We start from the raw sequence: 23929 nt of genomic DNA, 5'->3' as shown, positions 1-23929 counted from the left end.
ACATGGAAAAAATGGGCTGGGCGGCCTATTCTATTGAATTGACTAAGCGTATTCCGGGCGTTGAGGGCATGAGGCAATTAGGCGTGTTATTTGCCTCATTTTGTGAGGCGAATAGTGATGTTAATCGCCTCACCTTGTGAGTAGAATGTGTTGATTATTTGCATCATGAGGTGAATGTCCAATGTGGATTTGGCAGCACGAAGATTGGCCTGATTTTCAATGGGACGAAAGTGTACTGGCGCCAGTTCTGCGACAGATTCATTTTAATCAGGGGCTATTGCTGGGTAGATCTGAGACTGAAAACCCAGAGCAGACGACACTAGATAATCTTCTGGCCAGCATTCTCTACTCCTGTGAAATAGAAGGGGAGAAATTAAATGCGACATCAGTACGTTCTTCATTGGCAAATAGATTGGGGATCAGTGAAGAAAAACTGTATCCAACCAGTGAACAAGCTGATGGGATGGCACAGATTGCTCTTGATGTGGTGGAAAAATACAATGAACCTCTAACCCTTGAACGTATTTTGAAATGGCATGAGTTAATGTTTCCTGTCGGCTATACCCTATTTAATCCTGTTAAAGGTGGGCAGCTCCGGAATGGGGGCATGGAGGTAGTTTCCGGCAGAATAGACAAGCCCGTAATCCATTTTGAAGCTCCTCCTGCTGAAACATTATGCCAGGAAATCGCAAAATTTATTGTATGGTTCCATCATTCCTGCCATGAAGAAAATCTTGATCCAGTATTACGGGCGGCAATCACGCACTTGTGGTTTGTCACGCTCCATCCAATGGAAGATGGCAATGGACGTATAACTCGTTTTTTGACCGATTTGGTATTGGCTCAGGGAGAAAGCCGCTCAATCCGGTTTTATGCGATGTCAGTGAGTATTTGTGAACAACGTAAGCAGTATTATGACATTTTGGAAAAAACTCAGCGCGGCGGGTTAGATATTACCGATTGGATGATATGGTTTCTGCAAACACTCAATGACACACTCATCGCTAAACTGAAAGCCATTGATGGTGTTGTGAAAAAATCCAGGTTCTGGAAACGAATTGATCAAACCCAACTTACTGAAGAACAAACTAAAGTTTTGAATAGAATGCTTGATGGCGATTTTGAACAAGGGATCAACAGTAGCCAGTATCAGAAAGTCGCCAAAGTTAGTCGGGCAACCGCCACTCGACATTTAAGCCATCTTCTTGAGCTGGGCTATATGGAGAAGACAGGTGCTGGTGGCCGCAGTACACGTTATGTTATTCATCATGATGAGAAACAATAAAAATTTAGTCGCGACAAAAACATTCAGGGCGGGAATTTCCGCCCTGAATCGATAACTTCCACAATAAATTAATACAGCCAATCCATGCCCATGCGGTCTGCGGCCATTATTGCTGCATGGACCTGTTCTGGAGTGACTTTAAACGGCATATTGTGAATAGTTTCACCTTCGGCACAACTGGCCTTGGCAACTTCCATGATTTTCTGGTGCAATTTCTCACTGTCCCGCAAGCCGAGTTGCTCCAGAGTGACAGGAAGACCGACTTGAACACAGAAATCGAGCACGGTTTCCAACTCTTCATTCGGGCTGTTTTCCAGCATCAATTGTGCCAGTGTGCCGAACGCCACTTTTTCTCCGTGATAGAGATGATGACATTCCTCCAGCACGGTGAAGCCATTGTGAATGGCGTGGGCAGCGGCAAGCCCCGCACTTTCAAAACCGATACCACTGAGATAAGTATTCGCCTCAATGATATTTTCCACTGCCGGAGTACTGACACCCGCTTCCACCGCGAGTTTTGCCTTATAACCTTCTGCCAGTAAGGTGTCGTAACACAGTTTGGCCAGAGCCAGCCCAGTATTGGATGTTGCACCACCAGCCATCGTTGGTTTATGAGCAGCGCTATTTGCCCGGGCTTCAAAATAGGTGGCAAGCGCATCTCCCATTCCTGCCACAAGCAGACGAACCGGTGCTTTGGCAATAATACGGGTGTCCATCAGTACGATATTAGGGTTTTGTGGATACAGCAGGTAGCCATCAAATTCACCCAGCTCGGTATACAGAACGGAAAGGGCACTGGTTGGGGCATCTGTGGAAGCGATGGTGGGGGAAATTATTACAGGTAACTTGCATTCATGCGCTATAGCTTTGGCGGTATCAAGAGTCTTGCCGCCCCCGATCCCAATTACGGCCTGACATTGGTTACTCGCTGAAATGTCTGACAGGCGTTTGATTTCGCCACGGCTACATTCACCGTTGAAGATCTCAAAATGGCTGGTTACTGCGTGTTCTTCCAGACTTTTGCTAACGGTATCTCCAATGAGGCTCATCACGAAATTATCGGCAATCACAAAAACGTGATCAGCAAGCATTTTGGTGTATTGGCCGATGTGAGATAACGCACCTGGCCCTTGGATATATTTGGATGGAGACTGGATCACTTTCAGCATAAGAAATATTCCTTCTTCACTGGAAACTCAACATGAGCTGTCATAACACTGGCGTGTGGCAGATCATTAGCAGTTTCGAATAAAAGTATTTGTTTGCCTGTCCGCCAACACTATACGATAAAACATACAGGGAAGTTATGAGCCAAAGCAGGAAATGCGCGATCTGTGAGATAAAATCGAAAGATTTATTTACGCCCTGATTGATTCGGGGCGTAATGTTGCTTCAATGATTGTTGACCAGAGTTTTATCTGTTGAATGAGAGAAGGAAAATTTCAGGATTAAATTCAACAGGATGCCATAAGCTGGCAGGAAGAAAAGCATACAGATGAACAGCTTGAAAGCGTAATCCACCAGAGCAATCTCTACCCAGTGTGTCGCCATGAATGCATCGCTGCTGCGATAAAATGCGATAAAAAAAAATGCCAGTGTATCGAGCAAATTACCGAAAAACATGGCGGCAGTCGGTGCTATCCACCAGCGGCGTTTCTGACGCAGGCGATTGAAAACTCCCACATCCAATATCTGGCCGAGGACATAACCCATAAAGCTCGCGGCTGCAATACGGGCAACAAACAGATTAAAGGTTACTAATGCCCCGAATCCCTGCCACGTTCCTTGAAAAAATAGCGCGGAAATGAAATAGGAAATCAGCAGCGCTGGTAGCATAACAGTGAGGATGATCTTACGTGCCAATGGTGCACCATAAATGCGTACAGTCAGATCGGTTGCCAAGAAGATAAAAGGAAATGTGAATGCTCCCCAAGTGGTATGAAAACCAAAAATGGAGACAGGCAATTGCACCAGATAGTTACTGGAAGTAATGATCAAAATGTGGAAAAGTGAAAGCCAGATCAACTCCGTGGCTTTCTGCTGCGTGGTCAAATGGAACATATTGTACCTTTTTGATGAATGGGGTAAGGGAACCCAAAAAACAAACTTTCTTTGCCTGAATTATCAGGTGAAACGCATCATACGCGCGTTGCGCAACAAAAGCAAAGTGCGGCAGTTGATGATATTTTGTAATATAATCCATCGCCATAGTGTGTTTGAACCTACAGAGATTGTTATGTCCAATGTTTTTGCTAACCCTGACAAAACGCTTGATACGCAGGGGTTACGCTGTCCTGAGCCAGTGATGATGGTACGTAAGATCGTTCGCCATATGGATGCTGGCCAGACGTTATTGATCATTGCTGATGATCCGGCGACGACCCGTGATATTCCGGGTTTTTGCCGTTTTATGGAGCACGCCTTGATTGCACAGGAGACAGAGCAAACTCCTTATCGATATTTGATCAAAAAAAGCGAAAATGTAGCTTAAGTGACTGGCAGAAAAAGTGGGCTGTGCTAGGCTTCTAATATGGCACTTGGATAGCACCAATCACTTCACTGAGTGCCATTTTTCCTTTTTCCTTAATAGCAATCTTGAGTCACTGTAATTTTGAAAAGGTGCATTTTTGCACCTTTTCAATTTATCTTGTTTATCTCTTGATTAAGAGGTCTGGGTTCTTAATCAATCCGCGTATTAATCAATCATCGTTTTTGCGACTTAACCCGCAGCAGCCGGATGGCGTTAGCTGTAACCAGCGCCGTGGCGCCTGAATCAGCCAGCACGGCCATCCACAGCCCCGTGATGCCCAATAGACTGGTAATAAGGAATATCGCCTTCAAGCCTAACGCAATGGTGATATTCTGGCGGATGTTATAGTGCGTTGTACGGGACAGGGTGATCATTTCAGGCAAGCCGGTCAGCCGATTGTGTGTTAAGGCGGCGTCAGCCGTTTCCAGCGCAACATCAGTACCACTCCCCATGGCGACGCCGATACTGGCCGCTTTCATGGCAGGGGCATCGTTGATGCCATCACCGACCATCATGGTATGGTGTTTTTCATTTAGCTCAGTGACGGCTTTTACCTTATCTTCCGGCAACAGACCCGCGCGATAATCGATCCCCAATTGATCTGCAATAGCGGCTGCAGCACGAGGGTTATCGCCAGTCAGCATCACGGCATTGATACCTTGCTTTTTCAGGGCGCGGATCGCGTCTATGGCATCCTGACGCAAGGTGTCCTGCATGGCAATCAAACCCACAAATTGCTCACCCTGTACCACGGCAACCGCCGTTTTACCGCTGCTTTCCAGCTCCGTGACCCTTTGTTTCCATGCGGTGGATAACGTATTTTCCGGCAGCCGCCCCGGAGCCGCGACCAGAATCTTCTGCCCCGACAATAGCCCTTCAACCCCGATCCCAGCCAACGCTTTACGGTGTTCAGCTTCGACAACCGTCACGCCTTTATTTTCTGCGGCGTTGAGGATAGCTTTTGCCAATGGGTGGTGCGAGCCGCTTTCGACCGCCCCTGCCAGCGCCAGCAGTGTTTCTACGCTGATGTTTTCCACGGGTTCGATTTCCGTGACCCGGGGTTTTCCTTCGGTCAGTGTACCGGTTTTATCCAACGCAATGGTGGTGACTGAACCGAGCTGTTCCAATGCCGCTCCGCCTTTGATTAAGGCACCACGACGGGTCGCTGCCGCCAGTGCAGAAGTGATCGCGGCGGGCGTTGAGATAACCAGCGCACAGGGGCAGCCGATTAATAGCAAAGTCAGTCCACGATAGAGCCAAGTTTCCCAAGGCTCGGCAAGGACGAGGGGAGGGATTACCACGACCAGTACAGAGAACAAAATAATCAGCGGTGTATAAATACGGCTGAATCGATCGATGAAGCGCTCAATGGGAGCACGGCGCTCTTCCGCTTCTTCTATCAGTTGAAGAATGCGGTCGATGGCATTGTGTCCCGGTTCAGAGATCACTCTCATTTGCACTGCGCTATCGACAGAGAGGCAGCCCGCAGCAACTTTTTCTCCCTGCTGGCGCTCTACTGGAATAGATTCACCCGTCAGAGCACTTTCATCAAAACTGGCGAACGGACTGAGTAGTTCGGCATCGGTAGGTAAACGGGCACCCGGCGCAATCTCAATAATATCCCCCGGACGCAGGTCAGCCGCCGGAACGGTTTTCTTTTCTCCTCCTGTCACCAGTAGCGCCTGTTCAGGAACCAGCGCCATCAAGGCGCTGACACCACGGCGGGCCCGCCCTGCGGCATAAGATTCCAGTACTTCGCCCACTTTGAACAGCAGAATAACCATTGCCGCCTCTGCGGTGGCATCAATGAATAGAGCACCGATAGCGGCGACACTCATCAGAGTTTCAATAGCAAAGGGAGTCCCTGAACGGATCAGTTTGATGGCTTTGGTAGCGACCGGATATAACCCTATCAACGTGGTAATAATGAAAGCAATCTGTCCAGCGGGTGGATTTATTTTTGCAATGCCCCAACTGATGACCATTAATGCTATAAGAATGAGAATTGGGGAAAAGGTTTTCCAGTGATTTGCCGCTGGAGGCAACTTAGTCGTCGAATCCGTTTGCTTGATTTCAAAACCCGCCTGTTTTACCGCTTGTTCGACGGCTGCGCGAATATCAGAATCAGCATCGACCACCAGTTTTTCGGTAGTAAACAGCACTTTGACCTGTTTAGCTTCTGGCAATTTTTTAACCGCATTTTCTATTTTGCCCGCACAGCTTGGGCAATCCATGCCGTGGATGATCCAGTTAAAACGCTGGTTGGCGGTTAATTCAAGAGGGGTTGTATCCCGTATGGTAGGGGCATGGTCGTGTGAGCAGTGTCCTCGATCATGTTCATGGGAGTCGTGTGAACCTTTATCTTCTTTGCCATGAGAGCCGTGGGAATGCTCGTGGTCTTTATCTTGATGCTCTTTATTTTTGTAAGACAAAGAGCCGTACTGTAATTGCTTATGTTTTTTAAATATGGAGAACATAGGCGGCCTCTCAATAGAGTTAATCCAAATGGGTTACAGTTAACTCTACACTCTGGAGTAAACTCCAGAGTCAAATTTAAAACAATAAATTTTTTTGATGATTTGTGCTCTTTGAGATGAAATCATTTATTTCCTCTTTTTTGTTATTTGATTAGATAACCAGTGAGTGAATAATCAAAATAAATGATACCGACAGAATACCGTCGGCATCACTGACACCAAATAGAAAGGAAATGGGACGTTATTTCTTATCTTGACGCTGTTTTTTCTGCCAAGCCAATAACTCAAACACACCAAAAAAGAAGATCTTGGTCTGAAGAAAAACAGAAAATTTTTGATCTTTGGGCTGGGAGTTTTTTAATAGCAAAAGTTGAAAGGCATGCATTATCGCCGTGAAAACCATGGCGATATCCATGAAATATCTCAATGGTTTAGGAAAGGGATGGATCAAATTGAAAATCATAATTCCCCAAACGAGAACCATGATAACTTTTCCTAATTGAATAAACATCATTAACTCCAAAATCGTATTTAAGCAGGTCTGTTGCCAGACTACTGGCGGCGGATATACAGTCGGTAAGCAACTTGCCCGGCAATTTTTTCCCGATGTAACTGCCAGTTTGCGGGAGCTTCTGTTGCAGCAGATTCTGATTCCGCTTCAACATAAATCCAACTCTCTTCAGCCAGCCAACCGTTGGCTTCCAGTAAGTTGATTGTCTCAACAAGCATCCCCTTGCGAAATGGGGGATCGAGGAAAACCACATCAAAAGGTGTGCCTGTCTGGTTGAGATATTGCAGGGCGTTTCCCTGTACCACATTAGCATTTTCGGCCTTAAGTAAGGCTAAATTGGCTGACAATTGTTTTGCTACATTACGATCATATTCAAGCAAGGTCGCGTGACTTGCATTGCGCGATAAGGCTTCAAACCCAAGTGCTCCGCTGCCGGAGAAGCAATCCAGGCAGCGAGCTTCCTGAATGATGGGCATCAGCCAGTTAAAGAGTGTCTCACGGACACGATCAGTCGTCGGACGTAGCCCCTCACTATCAGGAACGGGTAATTTTCTCCCGCGCCATTTTCCGCCAATAAGGCGGATTTGTCCCAAAGACGCGCTCTGTGATTTTTTAGTCATAATTTACATAGTCTAAGCATTTGTCATCCGATGCTATTTGCATAATAGACGACGGATACAAAAAGTGAGAATGAAGAAATACATTGATTAATTTACCACGAAATCCACACATAGATATGTGTTGTGATGTGATGAAAATGTTAGACTGGATTTTATCACCGTTAGAACCTATCGCAGCAGGCGTAGTGGTTGAAAAACAAAGCGTCTGCTGCGATAGGTTTTTAGCTTATCCTAATAAGCATTAATTGCACCCGCAAACGGGTAAAGAAAATAACTTAATGGGATAGGTTGTTAAACGCCATAATTAACCGCGAGGAGTGTAGTGCCCAATGGCAGAAGAGAAAAAAAGAGGTTTCTTCTCTTGGTTTGGACGTGGTCGTCAGGAAAAGAAACAGCAAGAAGAACAACTTGAACAAGACAAGTCAGCGGCGGAAGAAGCCGAGCAGCAGCGTTTAGCCGAAGAAGCCGCCCGTCGCGCCGCGGAAGAAGCCGAGCAGCAGCGTTTAGCCGAAGAAGCCGTCCGTCGCGCCGCGGAAGAAGCCGAGCAGCAACGTTTAGCCGAAGAAGCCGCCCGTCGCGCCGCGGAAGAAGCCGAGCAGCAACGTTTAGCCGAAGAAGTCGCCCGTTATGCCGCGGAAGAAGCGGAGCAGCAGCACTTAGTAGAAGAACCATCCGTATTACCCAAAGAGCAGGATCGTCCGAGCAAAGAAGGCTTTTTTGCGCGTTTGAAACGTAGTTTGGTGAAAACCCGCCAGAATCTGGGTTCCGGATTTTTAGGGTTATTCCGCGGCAAGAAAATTGATGATGATCTGTTTGAAGAATTGGAAGAGCAGTTACTGGTTGCGGATGTTGGTGTCGAAACTACCCGTAAGATCATTAACAATTTAACCGCTCATGCCAGCCGCAAAGAATTAAAAGATGCGGAAGCGTTATACACGAAACTGAAAGAAGAAATGTCAGATATTCTGGCAAAAGTTGATAAGCCACTGGATATAGAAGGTAAATCTCCTTATGTCATCCTGATGGTGGGTGTGAATGGCGTTGGTAAGACGACAACCATCGGTAAACTGGCGCGTCAGTACCAGTCTCAGGGCAAATCCGTCATGTTAGCGGCGGGAGATACCTTCCGTGCGGCAGCAGTGGAACAATTGCAGGTCTGGGGAGAGCGCAACAAAATCCCGGTAATTGCACAGCATACCGGCGCAGATCCGGCCTCAGTCATTTTTGATGCGATCCAATCCGCCAAGGCGAAAGGCGTTGATATTCTGATCGCTGATACCGCAGGGCGCTTGCAGAATAAATCCCATCTGATGGAAGAACTGAAAAAAATTGTCCGTGTGATGAGAAAGCTGGACGAAGAGACTCCGCATGAAATTATGCTGACTCTGGATGCCTGCACAGGCCAAAATGCGGTCAGTCAGGCTAAACTCTTTCATGAAGCGGTTGGATTGACGGGGATCACACTGACCAAACTGGATGGTACTGCCAAAGGGGGGGTTATCTTCGCCATTGCCGACCAATTTGATATCCCTATTCGTTACATCGGTGTTGGGGAAGGCATTGAAGATCTCCGTCCATTTAAGGCTGACGATTTTATAGAGGCTCTTTTTGCCCGAGAGGATTAACTATCAATGATTCGCTTTGAACAGGTCAGTAAAGCCTATCTGGGAGGGCGGCAAGCGCTGCAAGGGGTGGATTTTCATCTGCTTCCAGGGGAAATGGCATTCTTAACCGGTCATTCAGGAGCGGGTAAAAGTACGCTTTTGAAACTTATCTGCGGTATAGAACGCCCAAGTGCAGGCCATATTTGGTTTGGGGGGCATGACATCAGCCGATTGAAACCCCGTGAAACCCCTTTTCTGCGTCGTCAGATCGGCATGATTTTTCAGGATCATCATCTCCTGCTGGATCGCACGGTTTACGAGAACGTTGCCATGCCACTGATTATCTCAGGGGCAAGCGCCGAGGATATCCGCCGCCGGGTATCTGCGGCGTTGGATAAGGTAGGCTTGCTGGACAAAGCGAAAAACGTTCCCATTCAGCTTTCTGGTGGTGAGCAGCAGCGTGTTGGTATTGCCCGCGCGGTTGTAAACAAACCCACCGTCCTGCTGGCGGATGAACCCACGGGAAATCTGGATGGGGAACTGTCTGAGGGGATCATGCGCTTGTTTGAAGAGTTTAACCGCGTTGGTGTCACGGTTCTGATGGCGACGCACGACGTCGCTCTCATAGAACGAAGAAATTACCGTATCCTGACGTTGAATCAGGGGCGTATGCAAGGAGGACATCATGGTTAAAAATGTCCGTCATTCAGCGAAAAAAACGACACCGCCTAAACCCAAGTCCAAATCATTGAAAGGGGGCTGGCGCGTACAGCAGCGTTACGCGTGGAAAAGCACCTTGTCAGATATGCTGCGCCAGCCGCTGGCGACGTTGCTGACTATCATGGTGATTGCCATCTCATTGACCTTGCCGAGCGTGTTTTACATCGTCTGGAAAAATGTTAATCAAGCGGTGGAACAGTGGTATCCCGTTCCGCAACTTACGGTCTATCTGGATAAATCCTTGAACGACGGCGGCGCCAGACAGGTGATTGAGCAGTTGAAAGTCATTGATGGTGTGAAATCGGTGAATTACCTGTCCCGTGAAGAAGCCGAGAATGAATTTCGTGCATGGTCTGGTTTTGCGGGTGCTTTAAATCTACTGGAAGAAAACCCGCTGCCAGCGGTCGCGATTATTTCCCCTCAAATGGATTTTCAAGATTCGACGGTATTAACAACATTGCGTGATCGGGTTTCCCAGATCAAAGGTATCGAAGAAGTCAGAATGGATGAGAGTTGGTTTACCCGTCTCACGGCCTTAGCAGATCTTATTGGCCAGATTGCTGCTGTAATAGGTATTTTGATGGTGGTTGCGCTACTTTTGGTCATTGGTAACAGCGTTCGTCTCAGTATCTTTAGTCGTCGCGAAACTATCAATGTAATGAAACTGATTGGTGCAACAGATGGTTTTATTCTGCGTCCCTTCCTCAATGGTGGAGTATTGCTGGGGGGATTGGGCGCGGTTTTTTCTCTGATCCTTTCATCGTTACTGGTTTGGAAACTCTCCAATGTCGTTACGGATGTTGCAGGTGTCTTTGGTACTACCTTTAAATTGTACGGTTTGGGATGGGATGAATCCCTGTTGCTGGTACTGATTTCTGGCATGATAGGCTGGCTTGCAGCATGGTTTGCGACTATTCAGCATTTACGCCGTTTCAGGCCGGAATGAGTCCGTTTGTTGGTCTTTAGGTGAACTTTTGGGCTGCATTACGGTCGAAGAAATTGTGGTCGAAAACACAGTTAGCAATTTGTATCCATATTCATACCATTTAGATGATTTGAATATGATCTCTATGATGGTAAAATAGACATATCTTTGGCTTGAATAAACCTTATCGGTTGGCTCAGGCAAAATTTACAAGGCCATCAATTTGGATCTGATTTGAGAGAATTTGAATGACAAAAGAAATGCAAACTTTGGCATTAGTTCCACAAGGTAGTTTGGAAGGGTACGTCCGTGCCTCCAATGCTTATCCTATGCTCTCCGCAGAGGAAGAGAAGGAACTGGCAGAAAGGCTGCATTACCAGGGAGATCTGGATGCAGCGAAAAAGCTGATTCTGTCTCACTTGCGCTTCGTTGTTCATGTCGCTCGCAGTTATTCTGGCTATGGTCTGCCACAGGCGGATTTAATTCAGGAAGGCAACATTGGCCTGATGAAAGCAGTTCGCCGATTTAATCCAGAAGTAGGCGTTCGTCTAGTTTCTTTTGCTGTTCACTGGATCAAGGCAGAAATCCATGAATATGTACTGCGTAATTGGCGCATTGTGAAAGTCGCAACGACAAAAGCTCAGCGTAAACTGTTCTTTAATTTGCGCAAGGCTAAACAACGTCTGGGGTGGTTCAATCAGGATGAAGTTGATTTGGTTGCCAAAGAATTAGGGGTAACCAGCAAGGACGTCCGTGAGATGGAATCCCGCATGTCGGCACAGGATATGGCGTTTGATATGTCTGATGATGACAGTCATGACAGCCAGCCAGTGGCTCCTGTGCTCTACTTGCAGGACAAGGCTTCTGACTTTGCCGATGGCATTGAAGAAGACAATTGGGAAAACCACGCGGCGGATAAACTTTCTCTGGCGATGGAAGGGCTGGATGAGCGTAGTCAGGACATTATCCGCGCCCGTTGGCTGGATGATGACAACAAATCCACCTTGCAGGAATTGGCGGATAAGTATGGCGTATCGGCCGAGCGTGTTCGACAGCTAGAAAAGAACGCAATGAAGAAATTGCGGCTGGCGATTGAAGCGTAAACTCATCACTGACGGATTAAAAAGCGATAATTTATTTATCGCTTTTTTTGTGTCTGCTGCCCTATAAGACGTTGATGGGTTTCCCCATCGCTTCAGTCTCCACTTTAATCTTTGGTGTATTTGGTTTTACTGGCCAGAAGCATCAGAGAAATAGAGGACATTATTATGAAAATCGTGATTGCCCCTGATTCATTTAAGGAAAGCCTGAGTGCCTTGCAAGTCGCGGAGGCGATAGAGCAGGGATTTAGGGAAATCTTTCCGAAGGCAACTTATATCAGGTTGCCAATGGCGGATGGCGGAGAAGGTACAGTGGAATCTCTGGTGGCCGCAACGGGCGGGCAGAGAATTTCATGTTCAGTAACCGATCCTTTGGGGCAGCCGGTTGATGCTTTCTTTGGTTTGCTGGGAGATGGGAAAACCGCCGTCATTGAAATGGCTGCTGCTTCTGGCTTACATCTCGTGCCGATGGAACATCGCAACCCTTTGATAACGACGAGTTACGGTACTGGAGAACTCATTCTGGCTGCGCTGGAACACGGTGTGCAGAAGTTGATTTTGGGTATTGGCGGCAGCGCTACCAACGACGGTGGTGCAGGAATGATGCAGGCACTGGGTGCGAAACTCTGGGATGGGGACAGCCGCATCCTGCCATTGGGGGGGGCGGCACTAACCCGATTGGAAAGTATCAATCTTTCCTCTCTTGATCCACGTCTTAATCAGCTTGAAATCACTGTAGCCTGTGACGTGAATAACCCATTATGTGGCGAATTGGGGGCATCCGCGATATTTGGCCCACAAAAAGGGGCGACACCGGAAATGGTCAAAGTGTTGGATTCGGCATTGCACCATTATGGGATGAAAATTGAATCACTGACGGGAAAAAAAGTGATTGATGTCGCAGGAGCAGGTGCTGCGGGAGGTATGGGCGCTTCCCTGTTAGGTTGTTTGGATGCCAACTTGCAGTCGGGTATTGAGATTGTCATTAATATCCTGAAACTGGAAGAAGCCATTCAGGGGGCGGATTTGGTGATTACGGGTGAAGGCCGTATGGATAGCCAGACCATACAGGGTAAAACGCCGATTGGCGTTGCCCGTGTCGCCAAAAAGTTTGGTATTCCCACCATCGCTTTGGTTGGGGGAATGAGCCGTGATTACCATGTTGTGCATCAGCACGGGCTGGATGCAGTCTTTTCCATTGTGCCGGGTGCCTGCTCCCTTTCCGATGCCCTTGCCAATGGTGCTGATAACTTACGGGTAACGGCGCGTAATGTTGCCTCGGTCTGGCGTATGGCTTATTCGCAATAATAGTCATTCTTTTGGGCATCATAGCGGAAATCGCAGGCCGCCATAAAACCACTCAACGCCGGAGCGTGGATATCAGGAAAATGATTCAGTCTCCATTCCCAACGGTTGATCTCAGGAAACGCGGCCTTGACCTGTTCCAGCAGATAAGAACCCACACCGCGCCGACGGGTCACTTCCCGTACACAAAAATCTTCCAGTATTCCTGTTGATGAATTGAGCGTCACTTTGACCGCAGCAAGTAGCCGATCATTAAACTGTGCTACAAACAGTTTTTGATCACCTGCTAACAGCACTTCCCACTCCTGCGCATCTTGTTCCGGCCAAATTTTTTTCAAATCAATCTTATCCTGTGGGGATAAAACCCTTATTGGTTTAATTGTTAATTTCATAGAGTTGTTCCACGATGATGAAGCAATCAGTCAATTAATAGCACATTGCACCATGCTGTGAGCAAACAAAAAATTGCTCCTAATTTCAACTTATTGAATAAATTAATAATCATGTCAGGAGATTTAACATGGGGTAGAGTAGATGGTATCTTTATAGTAGTTTTTAAGTCATACGAGATAAACTCCATAACATTAAGGGGTCAGAATGAAGCTTACTGAGATAAGCCTCAAAGGCTTTAAATCCATTGATAATGTGAAAGGGCAAACCATAGTATTTGGCGATATTACGTTGCTGCTCGGTGCCAATGGCTCAGGTAAAAGCAACTTAATATCTTTCTTTCGTATGCTGGTATCCATGACATCGGGAGCTTTGCAGAAATATATTGGGCGGCAGGGGGTCAGCCAACTCTTGCATTATGGCTCAAAAGTCACTGAGTCAATGAACTTCAGTATTCGATTAGAAGATGAAGCTGCATGGGATACCTATGAGGCCACGTTGTCTTATGCTCTTTCAGATCGGCTTTTTTTTAGCGATGAGTGTGTAACGTCTCAAAAACAGAATAATGCAACACAGTCGAAATATCTTTTACCAAGAGATGGAAGTGAATCAGGGTTGCACAGTGACAAACATACGACAAGCAAAGAAATAACTGCCTTCCTTGCCGGAATAAAAACATTTCAATTTCACGATACATCCGATACATCACGCATCAAAGACCGAACTTATGTTGATGATGCGAGCTATTTGAGAAGCGATGCTGGAAATCTTGCCGCTTTCCTTAAGATGATGAAGGATAGTGCTCAGTATCGAACTTATTACGATCGTATAGTTAGGCATATACGTAAGGTAATGCCCCAATTTGAAGATTTTGTGTTGGATGTCTTGCCAGGGAATGAGTTATTTGTTCGTTTGAATTGGTCTGACAATTACCGCCCTGATCATTTATTTGGGCCGGAACAGATATCAGATGGCTCTCTTCGTTTTATGGCTCTTACGGTTTTATTGCTTCAGCCACCAAAATTATTGCCTAAAGTGATTGTACTTGATGAACCTGAATTGGGTTTGCACCCCGAAGCAATTACCGAGTTGGCAGGAATGATCAAACGTGCTTCAAAAAACACACAGATTGTTGTTGCAACCCAATCTACACGGTTAGTAGATGAGTTTGATGCCGAACAGCTGATAATTGTTGAGCGTGATAATCAGACTGGAGCAAGCACCTTTAAAAAGTTAAAACATGAAAGTTTGAGTGAATGGCTTCAGCGCTATAGTTTATCTGAACTATGGGAGAAGAACGTTCTTGGAGGGCAGCCGTGATTAGATTACACGTAACGGCTGAAGGCCAAACAGAGAAGGCTTTCGTTTCCCGCGTTTTGGCACCTCATTTAGCGACCTTTGGCGTGTATGCTGATGCCCGCTGTGTCTTGACGGGTAGAGATAAGCGGGTATCAAAAGAATATCGTGGAGGATTACTTAGTTATCAAAAGGCAAAAGCGGATATTCAAACTTGGATGAAAGAAGATCGGGACAGAAACTGTCGATTTACAACAATGTTTGATTTATATGCATTACCTGATGATTTTCCAAATTATCGACAAGCTAATCAGCAAGATGCCTATTCCAGAGTTCGAATTCTTGAGGATGCATTCTTGAACGATGTAAAGGATGAAAGATTCATTCCATATATACAGCTCCATGAGTTTGAAGCTTTAATTTTTTCTGACCCTGCGAAATTAGATTGGGAATACCTTGAGCATGATACTGCCATCGCTTCTTTGGTGAGTATGGCTGAAGATCAAAATCCAGAGCTTATTAATGATGGCAAAGAAACAGCCCCATCAAAGAGAATTTTTAACGCACTTTCTGATTACGATAAAGTTAGCGCAGGTGTTTCTGTTGTTGAACATATTGGATTGCAGAAATTGAGAGAAAAATGTAGGCATTTTAATGAGTGGGTTACCCAATTGGAAAACTTAAGTCGTTGAACAGTCTGCGGTCATCTGCTGTTAAGGTTGATGACCGCAGGCTAGTCACAAACCATTATTTGTTTAATTGTTAACTTCATATATTCACTGACCTCAATGAAATAAATTCCAACGTTAATCGTAATTTATCTTACTTTTTCCAATATTTTTGGCAAAAAATTTTAACAGCATGAATTTTCCAAGTTAAAAATTGAGCCCATCGCATATCAGTAGCACATCACACCATCCTTTGAACAAAATCTGCTTTGGCACGGGTTCCTTCCGTGGGGAGCAGTACCGCTCTAAAGTTTTTAATGGAGAATGCATCAATTCATCAAATTGATTTATTAATTTTAAATAATAATATTGAGAGCCTCTAATATTTTTGCGATGAATAAAGGGGGGAATAAAGGAACAATATGTGTGCTGTTTTTTGTTTTGACATACCCTCGACAACGTATATATTAAGTAGTTATTTTTAATTAATAAGAATTGATGAATATTTTTCACTTACCTGAAATTAATAAACTCAACATATACCCTATGTATTTCAGGATGCCAACAACGCTGTAACTTGAAGGACGGGTATAAAGGCAAAGTGGTCATTCTCACAACATGCCGCTTTAAGGAAAAGGAGTCAGTTGTGAAATCGTTTGAATATTATTATCAGCGGGAATTTGATTATTTAAGGCAACTTGCAAAAATTGTGAGTGAAGAAAACCCGCACCTCCGTGATGTACTGGGTGGCGGGGATCCTGATGTCGAAAGACTTTTTGAGGGTGCCTCTGTGTTAACGGCGCGCCTAGAGCAAAAAATCGAGGATGGCTTTCCTGAACTGACGCGGCCATTGTTGCAAAAATTGCGTGCCCAGCCGCTGAAAGGCCTTCCTGCAACCAGCATTATCCAGTTCGACAGTCATGGGCAGGGAGATTCCGATTTTTCCATCCCGGCAGGAACCGAGGTTTATACCGAGGCAGGTCAGCCATTTGTGATGTGTCGTCTGTGCCCGGTTGCCCCCCTGACATTGGTTTCCCGTGAAATCATACATCAGATACAGGCGACCAAAATCATCCTGAAATTTCGTTACACCGGTAAAGAAGCGGAGTGGCAGACCAGACCGATAAGCCTGTTTCTGAGCAGTGACGAGCCAGTCGCCGATATACTGATGCTGGGGCTTATGCAGTATTACACCGATGCCGAGCTGCACCACAACGGGCAGGTTTATAAAGCTCAGGGAGAGCGATTTGAAGCCCGTTTCGGTGCATCCCGTCTGACACTGTCATCGGCCAAAGATGACAATTGGGCACCCCAGTTGCTCATAGAATCGCTCTATCTGCCACATATCAACCAATTTCTGGATTTACCCCTGCCAATAATGGCGAAACAACTCAAACTGGCGGAACATCGCGAATTCAGTGTGGAATTGACATTAAATACGCTACTGCCGTTATCTGCGGAACAAATCGAATCGGCATTTCAGTTACATTGTGCCCCTGTTGTCAACATGGAGCGCAACTGTCAGGTCACACTACCTTTTGCCGCCGAAACTGCTCGTTATCCTCTGCCGCTGGCACCCAATCAGGGAATTTTGCATATCGCCGGCATTGAGTTGAAAAATGAGCCGGGCAGCGAAGAAGAGCACCGTGGGAATGAGTATCTGTTCTATCCGGCGAGCCTGTTGACCGGCATGGAGCGTTACCACCCTGAATATGACAACGCTGGGTTTTACGGACTTGAAACCCCCCATGATGAATGGAATAGAGTCCGTTACCAAGTGGTGTTCTATGACAGGGAAGGGAAATTAATGCATAAACCGCCTGAGTGCGAATTCATCTGCCATTTTTATGGCTTTGAACAGAACCTGCCCCCTCTGACATCCGGGGCGATTTCTCTGGGCGGTGAAAACGTTCCCGAGATTTTGCAATTAAAAAACATCATGCCCACTTCACGCACCTATCCACCCATTACCGACAGCCTTCGCTATTGGGATTTCCTGTCACACTATGCCATTGGCAGCTACGCCTTAGAGAGCGTGGAATCGGTCAGACAACTGTTGCAGGATTTTGACCTGTACCCAGAGGGTGATCGCCCGGGCAGCCGCAGCATCCGGCGCATGATTGACGGGATCAGCAATATCACCGCGAAATGGGGCGATAGGCTTATCCGGGGCAGGCCTGTTCGCTGCCTGCTTATCACCCTGGAAATGGATGAATCAGCCTATAGCAGTGCCGGTGAAATGTATCGATTCGCCAATTCACTATACCAATTCTTCCCGTTCTGTCTTGCCCAGGGATCGTGGCTGAGAATGCGTGTCATCAGCCAGCCTTCAGGGACGGAATGGTATCTGTCACCTTCAATGCTGGAAGGTTATCGCTCAATCATGTAAGGAATTTCTACAATGGATGGATTAGTTTTTACCTGCCGGATAGGCCGACTGCTGGAAACCACCTTTCAGGTCGTGGATTTCAGTTTACAGGAAGGGTTATCGCAACTCTTTCACCTGACCATGACCGTCGTCAGTTCACTGGATAACGTGGCGCTCAGCGAGCAGCTTGGCACCAGCGTTTCTCTGACCGTCATGCGCGATGGCGTCACTGAACGCACCGTCAACGGCATTGTGGCGGGGGCAGAGCAGGGCAATACTGACGGTCTGCGTACCTATTACACCTTTATTGTCCGCCCTGAAATGTGGCTGATGACGCTCAATCAGGACAGCCGGATTTTTCATTACCAATCCGTACCGGATATTCTCGCCCGGTTGCTGAAAGAGCATCGCATCAAGGCGGAGAGTAAATTCTATAAAGATCACCAGCAACATGCGATACGGGAATACACCACCCAAAAACGTGAATCTGCCTATGATTTCTGGTGCCGTCTGGCGGCAGAAGAGGGCATCATGTTCTGGTTTGAAGAGGACAAGCTGTTCTACAGCAACGCCCACCTTGGCATGTTGGCGGCACTGACCCTGACCTACAACGTTCAGGCCAATACCGACAACAGTGATTCAACCGCATGGCAGTGGAATTACGGCGAATACCTCTGCCCTGATGAAACCCTCCATAAAGACAACAACTTCCTGCGCCCCTCCTACCCATTGCAACATACCGCTGCACTGGAAAAAGGCATGGGGCATTCAGTTTTTGAAAGTTATGGCCGTTTTCAGAAGGATGCAGAAGGTCGTCCTTTCACCCAATTGCGGCTGGAGCAGTTGCAGAACCAGAGCAAAGTCGGTAAAGCGAGTACCAACTGTATCAAATTAAGACCTGGTCGGATCTTCGTTCTGCAATCCCACCCGATTGGTGCCATGAATGATCGCTGGCAGATAGTCACGGTTTCCCATCAGGGGCATCAGCCACAAGCCTCCGGTGAAGCCGGGGAGGGAACCACCCTGACCAACCAGATTTCCTTTATTCCGGGCAGGCAGGATTGGCGCCCGCCTTTCCGCTATAAGCCGCTGGCAGATGGCGATGAAGTGGCCACTGTCGTGGGGCCGGAGGGGGAAGAGATCTACGTCGACAAACATGGCGCTATCAAAGTTCATTTTCACTGGAACCGTTATGACGAAGCGGACGACCGGGCATCCTGCTGGGTGCGGGTGGCGCAGGGCTGGAATGGTGATGGCTATGGTTTTATGGCGATCCCGCGCATCGGTCAGGAGGTGATTGTTTCCTACCTGAACGGGGATATTGATCGTCCGATAGTCACAGGCTGTACCTACAACGGGCGCAACCGTCCACCGCTGGATCTGCCGGCGGAAAAAACGCGCACCACCTTCAAGACCCGCACCCACAAAGGTGAGGGGTTTAACGAATTGCGCTTTGAAGATGCGAAAGGCCGTGAAGAGATCTATATCCACGCCCAGAAAGATCAGCTTATCGAGATAAACCACGATAAAACCCAGCGTGTGGGTCACGATGAAAGCCACCATGTTCTGAACAACCGCAAACATGAAATCGGCCACGATGAATTCATCCGGATCATGCATGAATAGCACATCCAGATTGATCTGAACCAGTTTGAAACCATTACCAAAGATCGCAAAACCCGCATCAACAATAACTGGCAGGAAAATATCTTTGCGGATCACCGGCAAGAAGTGGGGCGGGACAAAACCGCCAAAATTAACAACAACTACACCCTGAATGTGGTCAACAACATCCAGAGCCTGACGAAAGTCCATACGCTACAGGCCAGCGAATCCGTGCTGATCAAAGGCAAGGCGGGGTCGATTAAGCTGGATAGTTCAGGGGTGACGATCACCGGCAAAATCACCCTGCAAGGGGATGTGTCGGTAACGGGGGGCAGCCCGGGCACGGTGCCGTCACTCAGCGGATCAGCCAATGAAGGGTTGGTCATGGCCGAGGATTGCCGGGAAAAAGCCCGTAAGCCGCAGGAGTCATCGGAATAATGTCCTGGATACCCGATTATGCCGAACATTGGGTGGTGGATTATGCCTATACCACGCCACAAGGCGAACATGACTCTGCCCGGGCGATTGTCCATGCAACGAGCCAGCCGCAGGCGCTGTCGGCACTGGCAGAATATGTCCTGCAGGCGGGAGATTCACCGGGGCAATACCAACGTATTCAGCCGTTGCCCGAATACCTTGCCGCCAGCGCTGAGGTCGAATTACCGCTATTGCGGCAGTTCCGGCAGGGGGTGGAGCGGAATGCCCGGGTGATCCCGCTGAACGAACACAATAACAACCCCCTCCTGCCGGCCGCGCGTGGCGTATTGCAGTTCGCCGTGACGGAAACCCTGCCCGCCAGGGAGCGCGGGCAATACCGCTATAGGGTGATTGATGCCACCGTTTACCGCCGGGTCATGGGCAGCTTTATCGTGCCAGACCTGATGGTCTCCAACCTGCGATGGGAAAGCCTGTTTCAGGGAGAAACCCAAATCACGCTCGAAGACAGCGCCCCTTATCTGGTGGAGTTAACGGATGACCCAACGGTGCACTCGGCTTTTCAGCAGAAGATCAGCCAGCCGATCACCCCGGAGCCGGGCATTTTTATCGACAGTGACCAGCCATTTCCTGTGATCCGTAATCACCTGCGTAAATTCACCTATCTGAGAAATGAACAACACCAATCCTGGGTGTTTTACCGCTTCTATGTGCCGCAAGGCTTGCTCCCGCTACTGAAAAGCCTGCCGGATGAACAACTGGTGCACTTTATGCGCCCGATAATGCGGATCGGTTATTTCGACAGCCAGACGGGGCAGTACTACGCCCTTTCTGTGGCTGAAAACAGCCTGGATCAGGAAAAAACGGCTCCCGTGGCCATCAACCGCTCTCTGGTGGGCATATTGGCGGGGCAGACCCAAGCGCGGGCGGTGGCGCAGATAGTGAAATTTATTGCAGAGACCCAACCTGAACTGTCGCCAGAACAGCAAGAACAGCTGCCCGCCTTTGTGGTGCAACAGGCCAATCTTGCCTGTCTGGCGGGATTCGCCCATCAGCGTTCGATTCTGTATCTGGTGGCGGGCAGAAGTCTGGCGCGGGATAACGAAGAACTCTGGCAGCGGGCATGGCAGCATGCCTGTGTCGAAGCACAGGCGCAAGAGGTACGGGCGCTGGCTTGTTATGAGTATTGTTTTAAAAACCGGGCATTAAGTTAACACAAGGAGAGAAGATAAATGGAAAAATCGATATTAACGAGCGCGGGTGACGCTCTTGAGACCGCCGCGAAAAAAGCGGCAAAAACGTTTGAAAAAATGGTCGATGAGGCGAAGGCACGCATACCTCATGAGTTGGATATGGATACCGTTGTCAGGCCCTGTGACGCCAATATCCGGCCGGTTTATCCTGTCAGATATGCTTATATGAATTTTTTTGGTGACACATGGATAGATGCTCAATTACCGCCGCCAATAAGTACGTTTATTGATCCTTATGATGATTCATTAAGTGCCAGCGTTCTGGGGGGCTATAGCATTCGAATGCCAAGACCGGGTTGGATCTATGTCAAAGAAGAAGGGGCGATTAAAACCCAGGGCTCCCAACAGAATGGCAAGTTACTGATTTTCAAATTCAGCCCTGAAATTGTCACCTTAGAGGGCAAAAGGGGGATGGTCACAAAATACACCAAATATGAGCAAAAAGCCGGCGGCTCATCATGGGAAGAAATCCACCCTGCCAGCGGTACAACGGGATTAGGCTATCCTTTTCTGGCGATTGATAAAGATGTGACCCAAATCAGCCTCATTTACAGTGAAGTCGAGCTGGCTAAATCTGTCCTGAATAAGATGGATAATGATAAAAACTTCCGCAAGAATGCGATGCAATTTGTGGATTTAGACAGTGAGGTATCAGATTATGCCATTGATGCCAGACAAGAACATTTCGACGGATTAGTGGAAGATTTCAAAGATCCTGAAAAACAATTTCAGGCATACAAAAATCAATTATCCGATCCGCTTTTACACGCTGCTGATTTGGGGGATATCACGACGGAAGGCAGTTTTTTCATGGATGCCGATATGGAAATGCGTTATATAGACAGTCTTATCTGCCCTTATTACAAAGATAAAGCGAAGATTGTGGTATTGCATGATCCGGTGGGATATCAGCGTGATATTTTAATGGCCTATATGTTACTTAATCTTTGGGAGCTAAGCTATAGTGCAACTAATATGTATCCTCTTACGATAGGGAATTTTGTTGAGATATTATCTGCATCAAAAAATAAAGAAATTAAAAAATGTGTTGAGGAGTGTATTCACCAAGAAAATTGGAAAACTTGGTGGCTTAAATTAACTACGCCGATTAAGAGTGTAAAAGATAGAAAGAAAGAGATTCTTGAATTTTATAAATGTTTTTTTGAAAGTGAAATGATTGCAGGTAAATTAGGTGGGCTTACACATTATTTTAAGAATTTTTTCTCCGTATCTGATAAAAAGGACATTTATACCGAAGGTGATGCAAAAGAATTTGAACGATTCTGTATTTTACACGCTGAATTAATGGAGCCGCTAAAGCATTCAGAGGAGGGATTGTTGGCGATGGAAAGTATTATTGCGGGTCCATTGGCCATAGACGGAAATAGTGCGTGGGAAGTTGCCCTCAATGGAATAGTGAATTCATTGGGCCATGATGGCGTTGATAAAGGTTCCATTGCAAAGTTCCTCAATCGGGGAATAGATATAATACTCAGTGTCGTTGGCAATTTACTGGCTAGACTGTATGTATTTACAACAGAGTTATCATATAAGGGATATTACATTTACATGTGTTGAGTGTTAAACAGGTAACGCATAAACTTGTGCCTAAAATCTTAGATTATTTGGGGCTTGAAATAAAGCAAGGAAAATATTTCGAATTAACCGAGAAAGAATATTATAAGTTTCTAAAAGAAATTGAAGAATATGAAAATCAAGGAGTATCAGGTAAAATTAAGAAAGGCATGGATCATGCTGAGTCTGGCTTGAAAAGGTTTGTAGGGAAAAAAGTGTTTGACTGGTCTAACAGGTTGGATAATTACAATAATAATATAAAGATAAAAATACCGCTGATTAAATTTAAAAGGCCTGAGTTAAATCCTCAGTTTAAGTTTTTTTATAATGCAAATAAGTCTGCTGGCTATTTATTGAGCTCTGGCTTAAGTGGTTTGGATTTATTTATGAAGAGTTATATGTTATATAAATTGACATCAATGTCTCGTTTCGAAAAGAATGCGCCATTTAATGCAAACAGACTTCCTTATTATTATGTTTCAAGCTATGCGAATACTATATTAGGCGGATTAATTGCTGCGAAAGGTGTTTCCGCTATTGGTGGAGATGCTATTAAAGTTGCAGCTAGCCTGGCGGGTAAATTGAATAGCCCCGCAGCAAAAGCGTTATTGGATTCTGCATCACGCAGGCTTCTGTTAGAAAGTGCTTTAATAACAAAATGGGTAAATGGTGGATTAATTACTACAGGGTTTGTGAGTGGAGCACTTTCTTATTACGATGCCTACAACTCTTTTGGTTTTGGTAATGATAAAGAAGCTTATTCTCATATTTCAATAGGTACAGGATCAATAATAATGGCTGTAGGATGGTCTATGGCGGTAGCCGCGTCGGAAGTGACTTTTGGCGTTAGTCTTCTGATTGCGCTAGGCGCTTCACTAATGCTTGGTGGAACATTCGCAGCTATATACTTCAATTGGGTAGATTTGGAAACGTTGTTAAGTAACTGCTTTTGGGGGAATGGGAGTAAGTATGCTTTTTGGAGTACGAGTGAAGATCGCCCGAGATTAAGTTCTCAATTTAAGACAATAATGCGTAATGAGAAAAATACTAGAGATGCATATCGGGTTGAGTTTCAAGAATTTTTAAATATTTTTATTAAACCAACTTTGAAAATTGAAAGCAATAAAAAAGGGGAGATGCTTTATAAATTTATACTGCCTAGTTTCAAATGGGGAGAATCAGATATATACGCAATTAACTTGAAGATGCAGGAATTAAAGTCTGGAAATTATCTGTCAACCGGGTGGTGAGTTCTTTCGCTT

19 protein-coding genes and 1 pseudogene are annotated in these 23929 nt (G+C 46.5%); 14 read left to right on the top strand and 6 right to left on the bottom strand.

The window, feature by feature from the left end; all coding sequences use genetic code 11:
- The first annotated feature begins 181 nt into the window (after window positions 1-181).
- Window positions 182-1285, top strand: coding sequence for a Fic family protein (locus NXS07_RS11765; protein ID WP_258086798.1), 1104 nt, complete (start codon window positions 182-184; stop codon window positions 1283-1285).
- A 68-nt stretch (window positions 1286-1353) separates the two neighbouring features.
- Here the strand turns inward: NXS07_RS11765 and NXS07_RS11760 are convergent, their stop codons facing one another.
- Together NXS07_RS11760 and NXS07_RS11755 are read right to left on the bottom strand one after the other, a co-directional pair.
- Entirely contained in the window at window positions 1354-2454 is a 1101-nt protein-coding gene (locus NXS07_RS11760) for a glycerol dehydrogenase (RefSeq protein ID WP_038208963.1), read from the bottom strand.
- A 223-nt stretch (window positions 2455-2677) separates the two neighbouring features.
- Window positions 2678-3346, bottom strand: a complete 669-nt coding sequence (locus tag NXS07_RS11755) for a 7-cyano-7-deazaguanine/7-aminomethyl-7-deazaguanine transporter (protein ID WP_258086797.1) — start codon at window positions 3344-3346, stop codon at window positions 2678-2680.
- Between the two features lie 175 nt (window positions 3347-3521).
- On the opposite strand from NXS07_RS11755, the gene tusA reads away from it, so the two are divergent.
- Window positions 3522-3776 (top strand): sulfurtransferase TusA, encoded by a 255-nt coding sequence (gene tusA / locus NXS07_RS11750; protein ID WP_258086803.1) that lies wholly within the window; start codon window positions 3522-3524, stop codon window positions 3774-3776.
- A gap of 212 nt (window positions 3777-3988) precedes the next feature.
- Here tusA and NXS07_RS11745 read toward each other — a convergent pair whose 3' ends face one another.
- The 3 genes from NXS07_RS11745 to rsmD form a co-directional block, all read right to left on the bottom strand.
- On the bottom strand, window positions 3989-6292 hold the full coding sequence (locus tag NXS07_RS11745; RefSeq protein ID WP_258086796.1) for a zinc/cadmium/mercury/lead-transporting ATPase: 2304 nt from the start codon (window positions 6290-6292) through the stop codon (window positions 3989-3991).
- Between the two features lie 241 nt (window positions 6293-6533).
- Window positions 6534-6803: a DUF1145 family protein gene (locus NXS07_RS11740; protein ID WP_258086795.1), complete on the bottom strand. Its 270-nt coding sequence runs from the start codon at window positions 6801-6803 to the stop codon at window positions 6534-6536.
- 41 nt (window positions 6804-6844) lie between these two features.
- A complete protein-coding gene (gene rsmD, locus NXS07_RS11735) occupies window positions 6845-7423 on the bottom strand; it encodes a 16S rRNA (guanine(966)-N(2))-methyltransferase (RefSeq protein ID WP_238099832.1) in 579 nt (192 codons plus the stop codon).
- Between the two features lie 329 nt (window positions 7424-7752).
- Here rsmD and ftsY point away from each other — a divergent pair, with 329 nt between their 5' ends.
- The 5 genes from ftsY (at window position 7753) to NXS07_RS11710 (ending at window position 13080) form a co-directional block, all read left to right on the top strand.
- A complete protein-coding gene (gene ftsY, locus NXS07_RS11730) occupies window positions 7753-9048 on the top strand; it encodes a signal recognition particle-docking protein FtsY (RefSeq protein ID WP_258086794.1) in 1296 nt (431 codons plus the stop codon).
- 6 nt (window positions 9049-9054) lie between these two features.
- Window positions 9055-9720, top strand: a complete 666-nt coding sequence (gene ftsE, locus NXS07_RS11725) for a cell division ATP-binding protein FtsE (RefSeq protein WP_038195892.1) — start codon at window positions 9055-9057, stop codon at window positions 9718-9720.
- Entirely contained in the window at window positions 9713-10693 is a 981-nt protein-coding gene (gene ftsX, locus NXS07_RS11720) for a permease-like cell division protein FtsX (RefSeq protein WP_238126727.1), read from the top strand. The genes ftsE and ftsX overlap by 8 nt, the downstream gene beginning before the upstream one ends.
- A gap of 227 nt (window positions 10694-10920) precedes the next feature.
- Window positions 10921-11775, top strand: coding sequence for an RNA polymerase sigma factor RpoH (rpoH, locus tag NXS07_RS11715; protein WP_038195889.1), 855 nt, complete (start codon window positions 10921-10923; stop codon window positions 11773-11775).
- 165 nt (window positions 11776-11940) lie between these two features.
- Window positions 11941-13080: a glycerate kinase gene (locus NXS07_RS11710; RefSeq protein WP_258086793.1), complete on the top strand. Its 1140-nt coding sequence runs from the start codon at window positions 11941-11943 to the stop codon at window positions 13078-13080.
- Here the strand turns inward: NXS07_RS11710 and panM are convergent.
- Window positions 13068-13469: an aspartate 1-decarboxylase autocleavage activator PanM gene (gene panM / locus NXS07_RS11705; RefSeq protein ID WP_038217339.1), complete on the bottom strand. Its 402-nt coding sequence runs from the start codon at window positions 13467-13469 to the stop codon at window positions 13068-13070. The genes NXS07_RS11710 and panM overlap by 13 nt on opposite strands.
- 205 nt (window positions 13470-13674) lie before the next feature.
- On the opposite strand from panM, the gene NXS07_RS11700 reads away from it, so the two are divergent.
- From NXS07_RS11700 to NXS07_RS11665, 7 genes and pseudogenes are all read left to right on the top strand, one after another.
- Window positions 13675-14787, top strand: coding sequence for an AAA family ATPase (locus tag NXS07_RS11700; RefSeq protein ID WP_038217336.1), 1113 nt, complete (start codon window positions 13675-13677; stop codon window positions 14785-14787).
- Window positions 14784-15455, top strand: a complete 672-nt coding sequence (locus tag NXS07_RS11695; protein ID WP_038222562.1) for a DUF4276 family protein — start codon at window positions 14784-14786, stop codon at window positions 15453-15455. Before NXS07_RS11700 ends, NXS07_RS11695 begins: the two co-directional genes overlap by 4 nt.
- Window positions 15456-16077: 622 nt before the next feature.
- A complete protein-coding gene (locus tag NXS07_RS11690; RefSeq protein WP_258086792.1) occupies window positions 16078-17820 on the top strand; it encodes a type VI secretion system baseplate subunit TssF in 1743 nt (580 codons plus the stop codon).
- A 12-nt stretch (window positions 17821-17832) separates the two neighbouring features.
- A pseudogene (gene tssI, locus NXS07_RS11685) lies at window positions 17833-19842 on the top strand (type VI secretion system tip protein TssI/VgrG).
- The gene (locus tag NXS07_RS11675; protein ID WP_258086789.1) at window positions 19842-21053 is read left to right on the top strand and encodes a DUF4123 domain-containing protein; all 1212 of its coding nucleotides are present in this window, start codon (window positions 19842-19844) and stop codon (window positions 21051-21053) included. Before tssI ends, NXS07_RS11675 begins: the two are co-directional and overlap by 1 nt.
- Before the next feature lie 138 nt (window positions 21054-21191).
- Complete coding sequence (locus NXS07_RS11670) at window positions 21192-22670, top strand: toxin VasX (RefSeq protein ID WP_258086788.1); 1479 nt, start codon at window positions 21192-21194, stop codon at window positions 22668-22670.
- Between the two features lie 26 nt (window positions 22671-22696).
- On the top strand, window positions 22697-23917 hold the full coding sequence (locus NXS07_RS11665; RefSeq protein ID WP_258086787.1) for a hypothetical protein: 1221 nt from the start codon (window positions 22697-22699) through the stop codon (window positions 23915-23917).
- Window positions 23918-23929: the final 12 nt, after the last annotated feature.

Origin of the sequence: Xenorhabdus bovienii (assembly GCF_024721015.1) — a bacterium.
Taxonomy (GTDB): domain Bacteria; phylum Pseudomonadota; class Gammaproteobacteria; order Enterobacterales; family Enterobacteriaceae; genus Xenorhabdus; species Xenorhabdus bovienii.
This window is presented reverse-complemented; position numbering and strand designations above follow the sequence as displayed.

Bases quoted from the DNA above. Each gene is read 5' to 3' on its own strand.
- NXS07_RS11765 (WP_258086798.1), top strand. From the start codon at position 182: ATGTGGATTTGGCAGCACGAAGATTGGCCTGATTTTCAATGGGACGAA.
- NXS07_RS11675 (WP_258086789.1), top strand. From the start codon at position 19,842: ATGTCCTGGATACCCGATTATGCCGAACATTGGGTGGTGGATTATGCC.
- NXS07_RS11700 (WP_038217336.1), top strand. From the start codon at position 13,675: ATGAAGCTTACTGAGATAAGCCTCAAAGGCTTTAAATCCATTGATAAT.
- ftsY (WP_258086794.1), top strand. From the start codon at position 7,753: ATGGCAGAAGAGAAAAAAAGAGGTTTCTTCTCTTGGTTTGGACGTGGT.
- NXS07_RS11670 (WP_258086788.1), top strand. From the start codon at position 21,192: ATGGATACCGTTGTCAGGCCCTGTGACGCCAATATCCGGCCGGTTTAT.
- tusA (WP_258086803.1), top strand. From the start codon at position 3,522: ATGTCCAATGTTTTTGCTAACCCTGACAAAACGCTTGATACGCAGGGG.
- NXS07_RS11710 (WP_258086793.1), top strand. From the start codon at position 11,941: ATGAAAATCGTGATTGCCCCTGATTCATTTAAGGAAAGCCTGAGTGCC.
- NXS07_RS11760 (WP_038208963.1), bottom strand. From the start codon at position 2,454: ATGCTGAAAGTGATCCAGTCTCCATCCAAATATATCCAAGGGCCAGGT.
- NXS07_RS11745 (WP_258086796.1), bottom strand. From the start codon at position 6,292: ATGTTCTCCATATTTAAAAAACATAAGCAATTACAGTACGGCTCTTTG.
- ftsX (WP_238126727.1), top strand. From the start codon at position 9,713: ATGGTTAAAAATGTCCGTCATTCAGCGAAAAAAACGACACCGCCTAAA.
- rpoH (WP_038195889.1), top strand. From the start codon at position 10,921: ATGACAAAAGAAATGCAAACTTTGGCATTAGTTCCACAAGGTAGTTTG.
- panM (WP_038217339.1), bottom strand. From the start codon at position 13,469: ATGAAATTAACAATTAAACCAATAAGGGTTTTATCCCCACAGGATAAG.
- NXS07_RS11740 (WP_258086795.1), bottom strand. From the start codon at position 6,803: ATGTTTATTCAATTAGGAAAAGTTATCATGGTTCTCGTTTGGGGAATT.
- rsmD (WP_238099832.1), bottom strand. From the start codon at position 7,423: ATGACTAAAAAATCACAGAGCGCGTCTTTGGGACAAATCCGCCTTATT.
- NXS07_RS11755 (WP_258086797.1), bottom strand. From the start codon at position 3,346: ATGTTCCATTTGACCACGCAGCAGAAAGCCACGGAGTTGATCTGGCTT.
- ftsE (WP_038195892.1), top strand. From the start codon at position 9,055: ATGATTCGCTTTGAACAGGTCAGTAAAGCCTATCTGGGAGGGCGGCAA.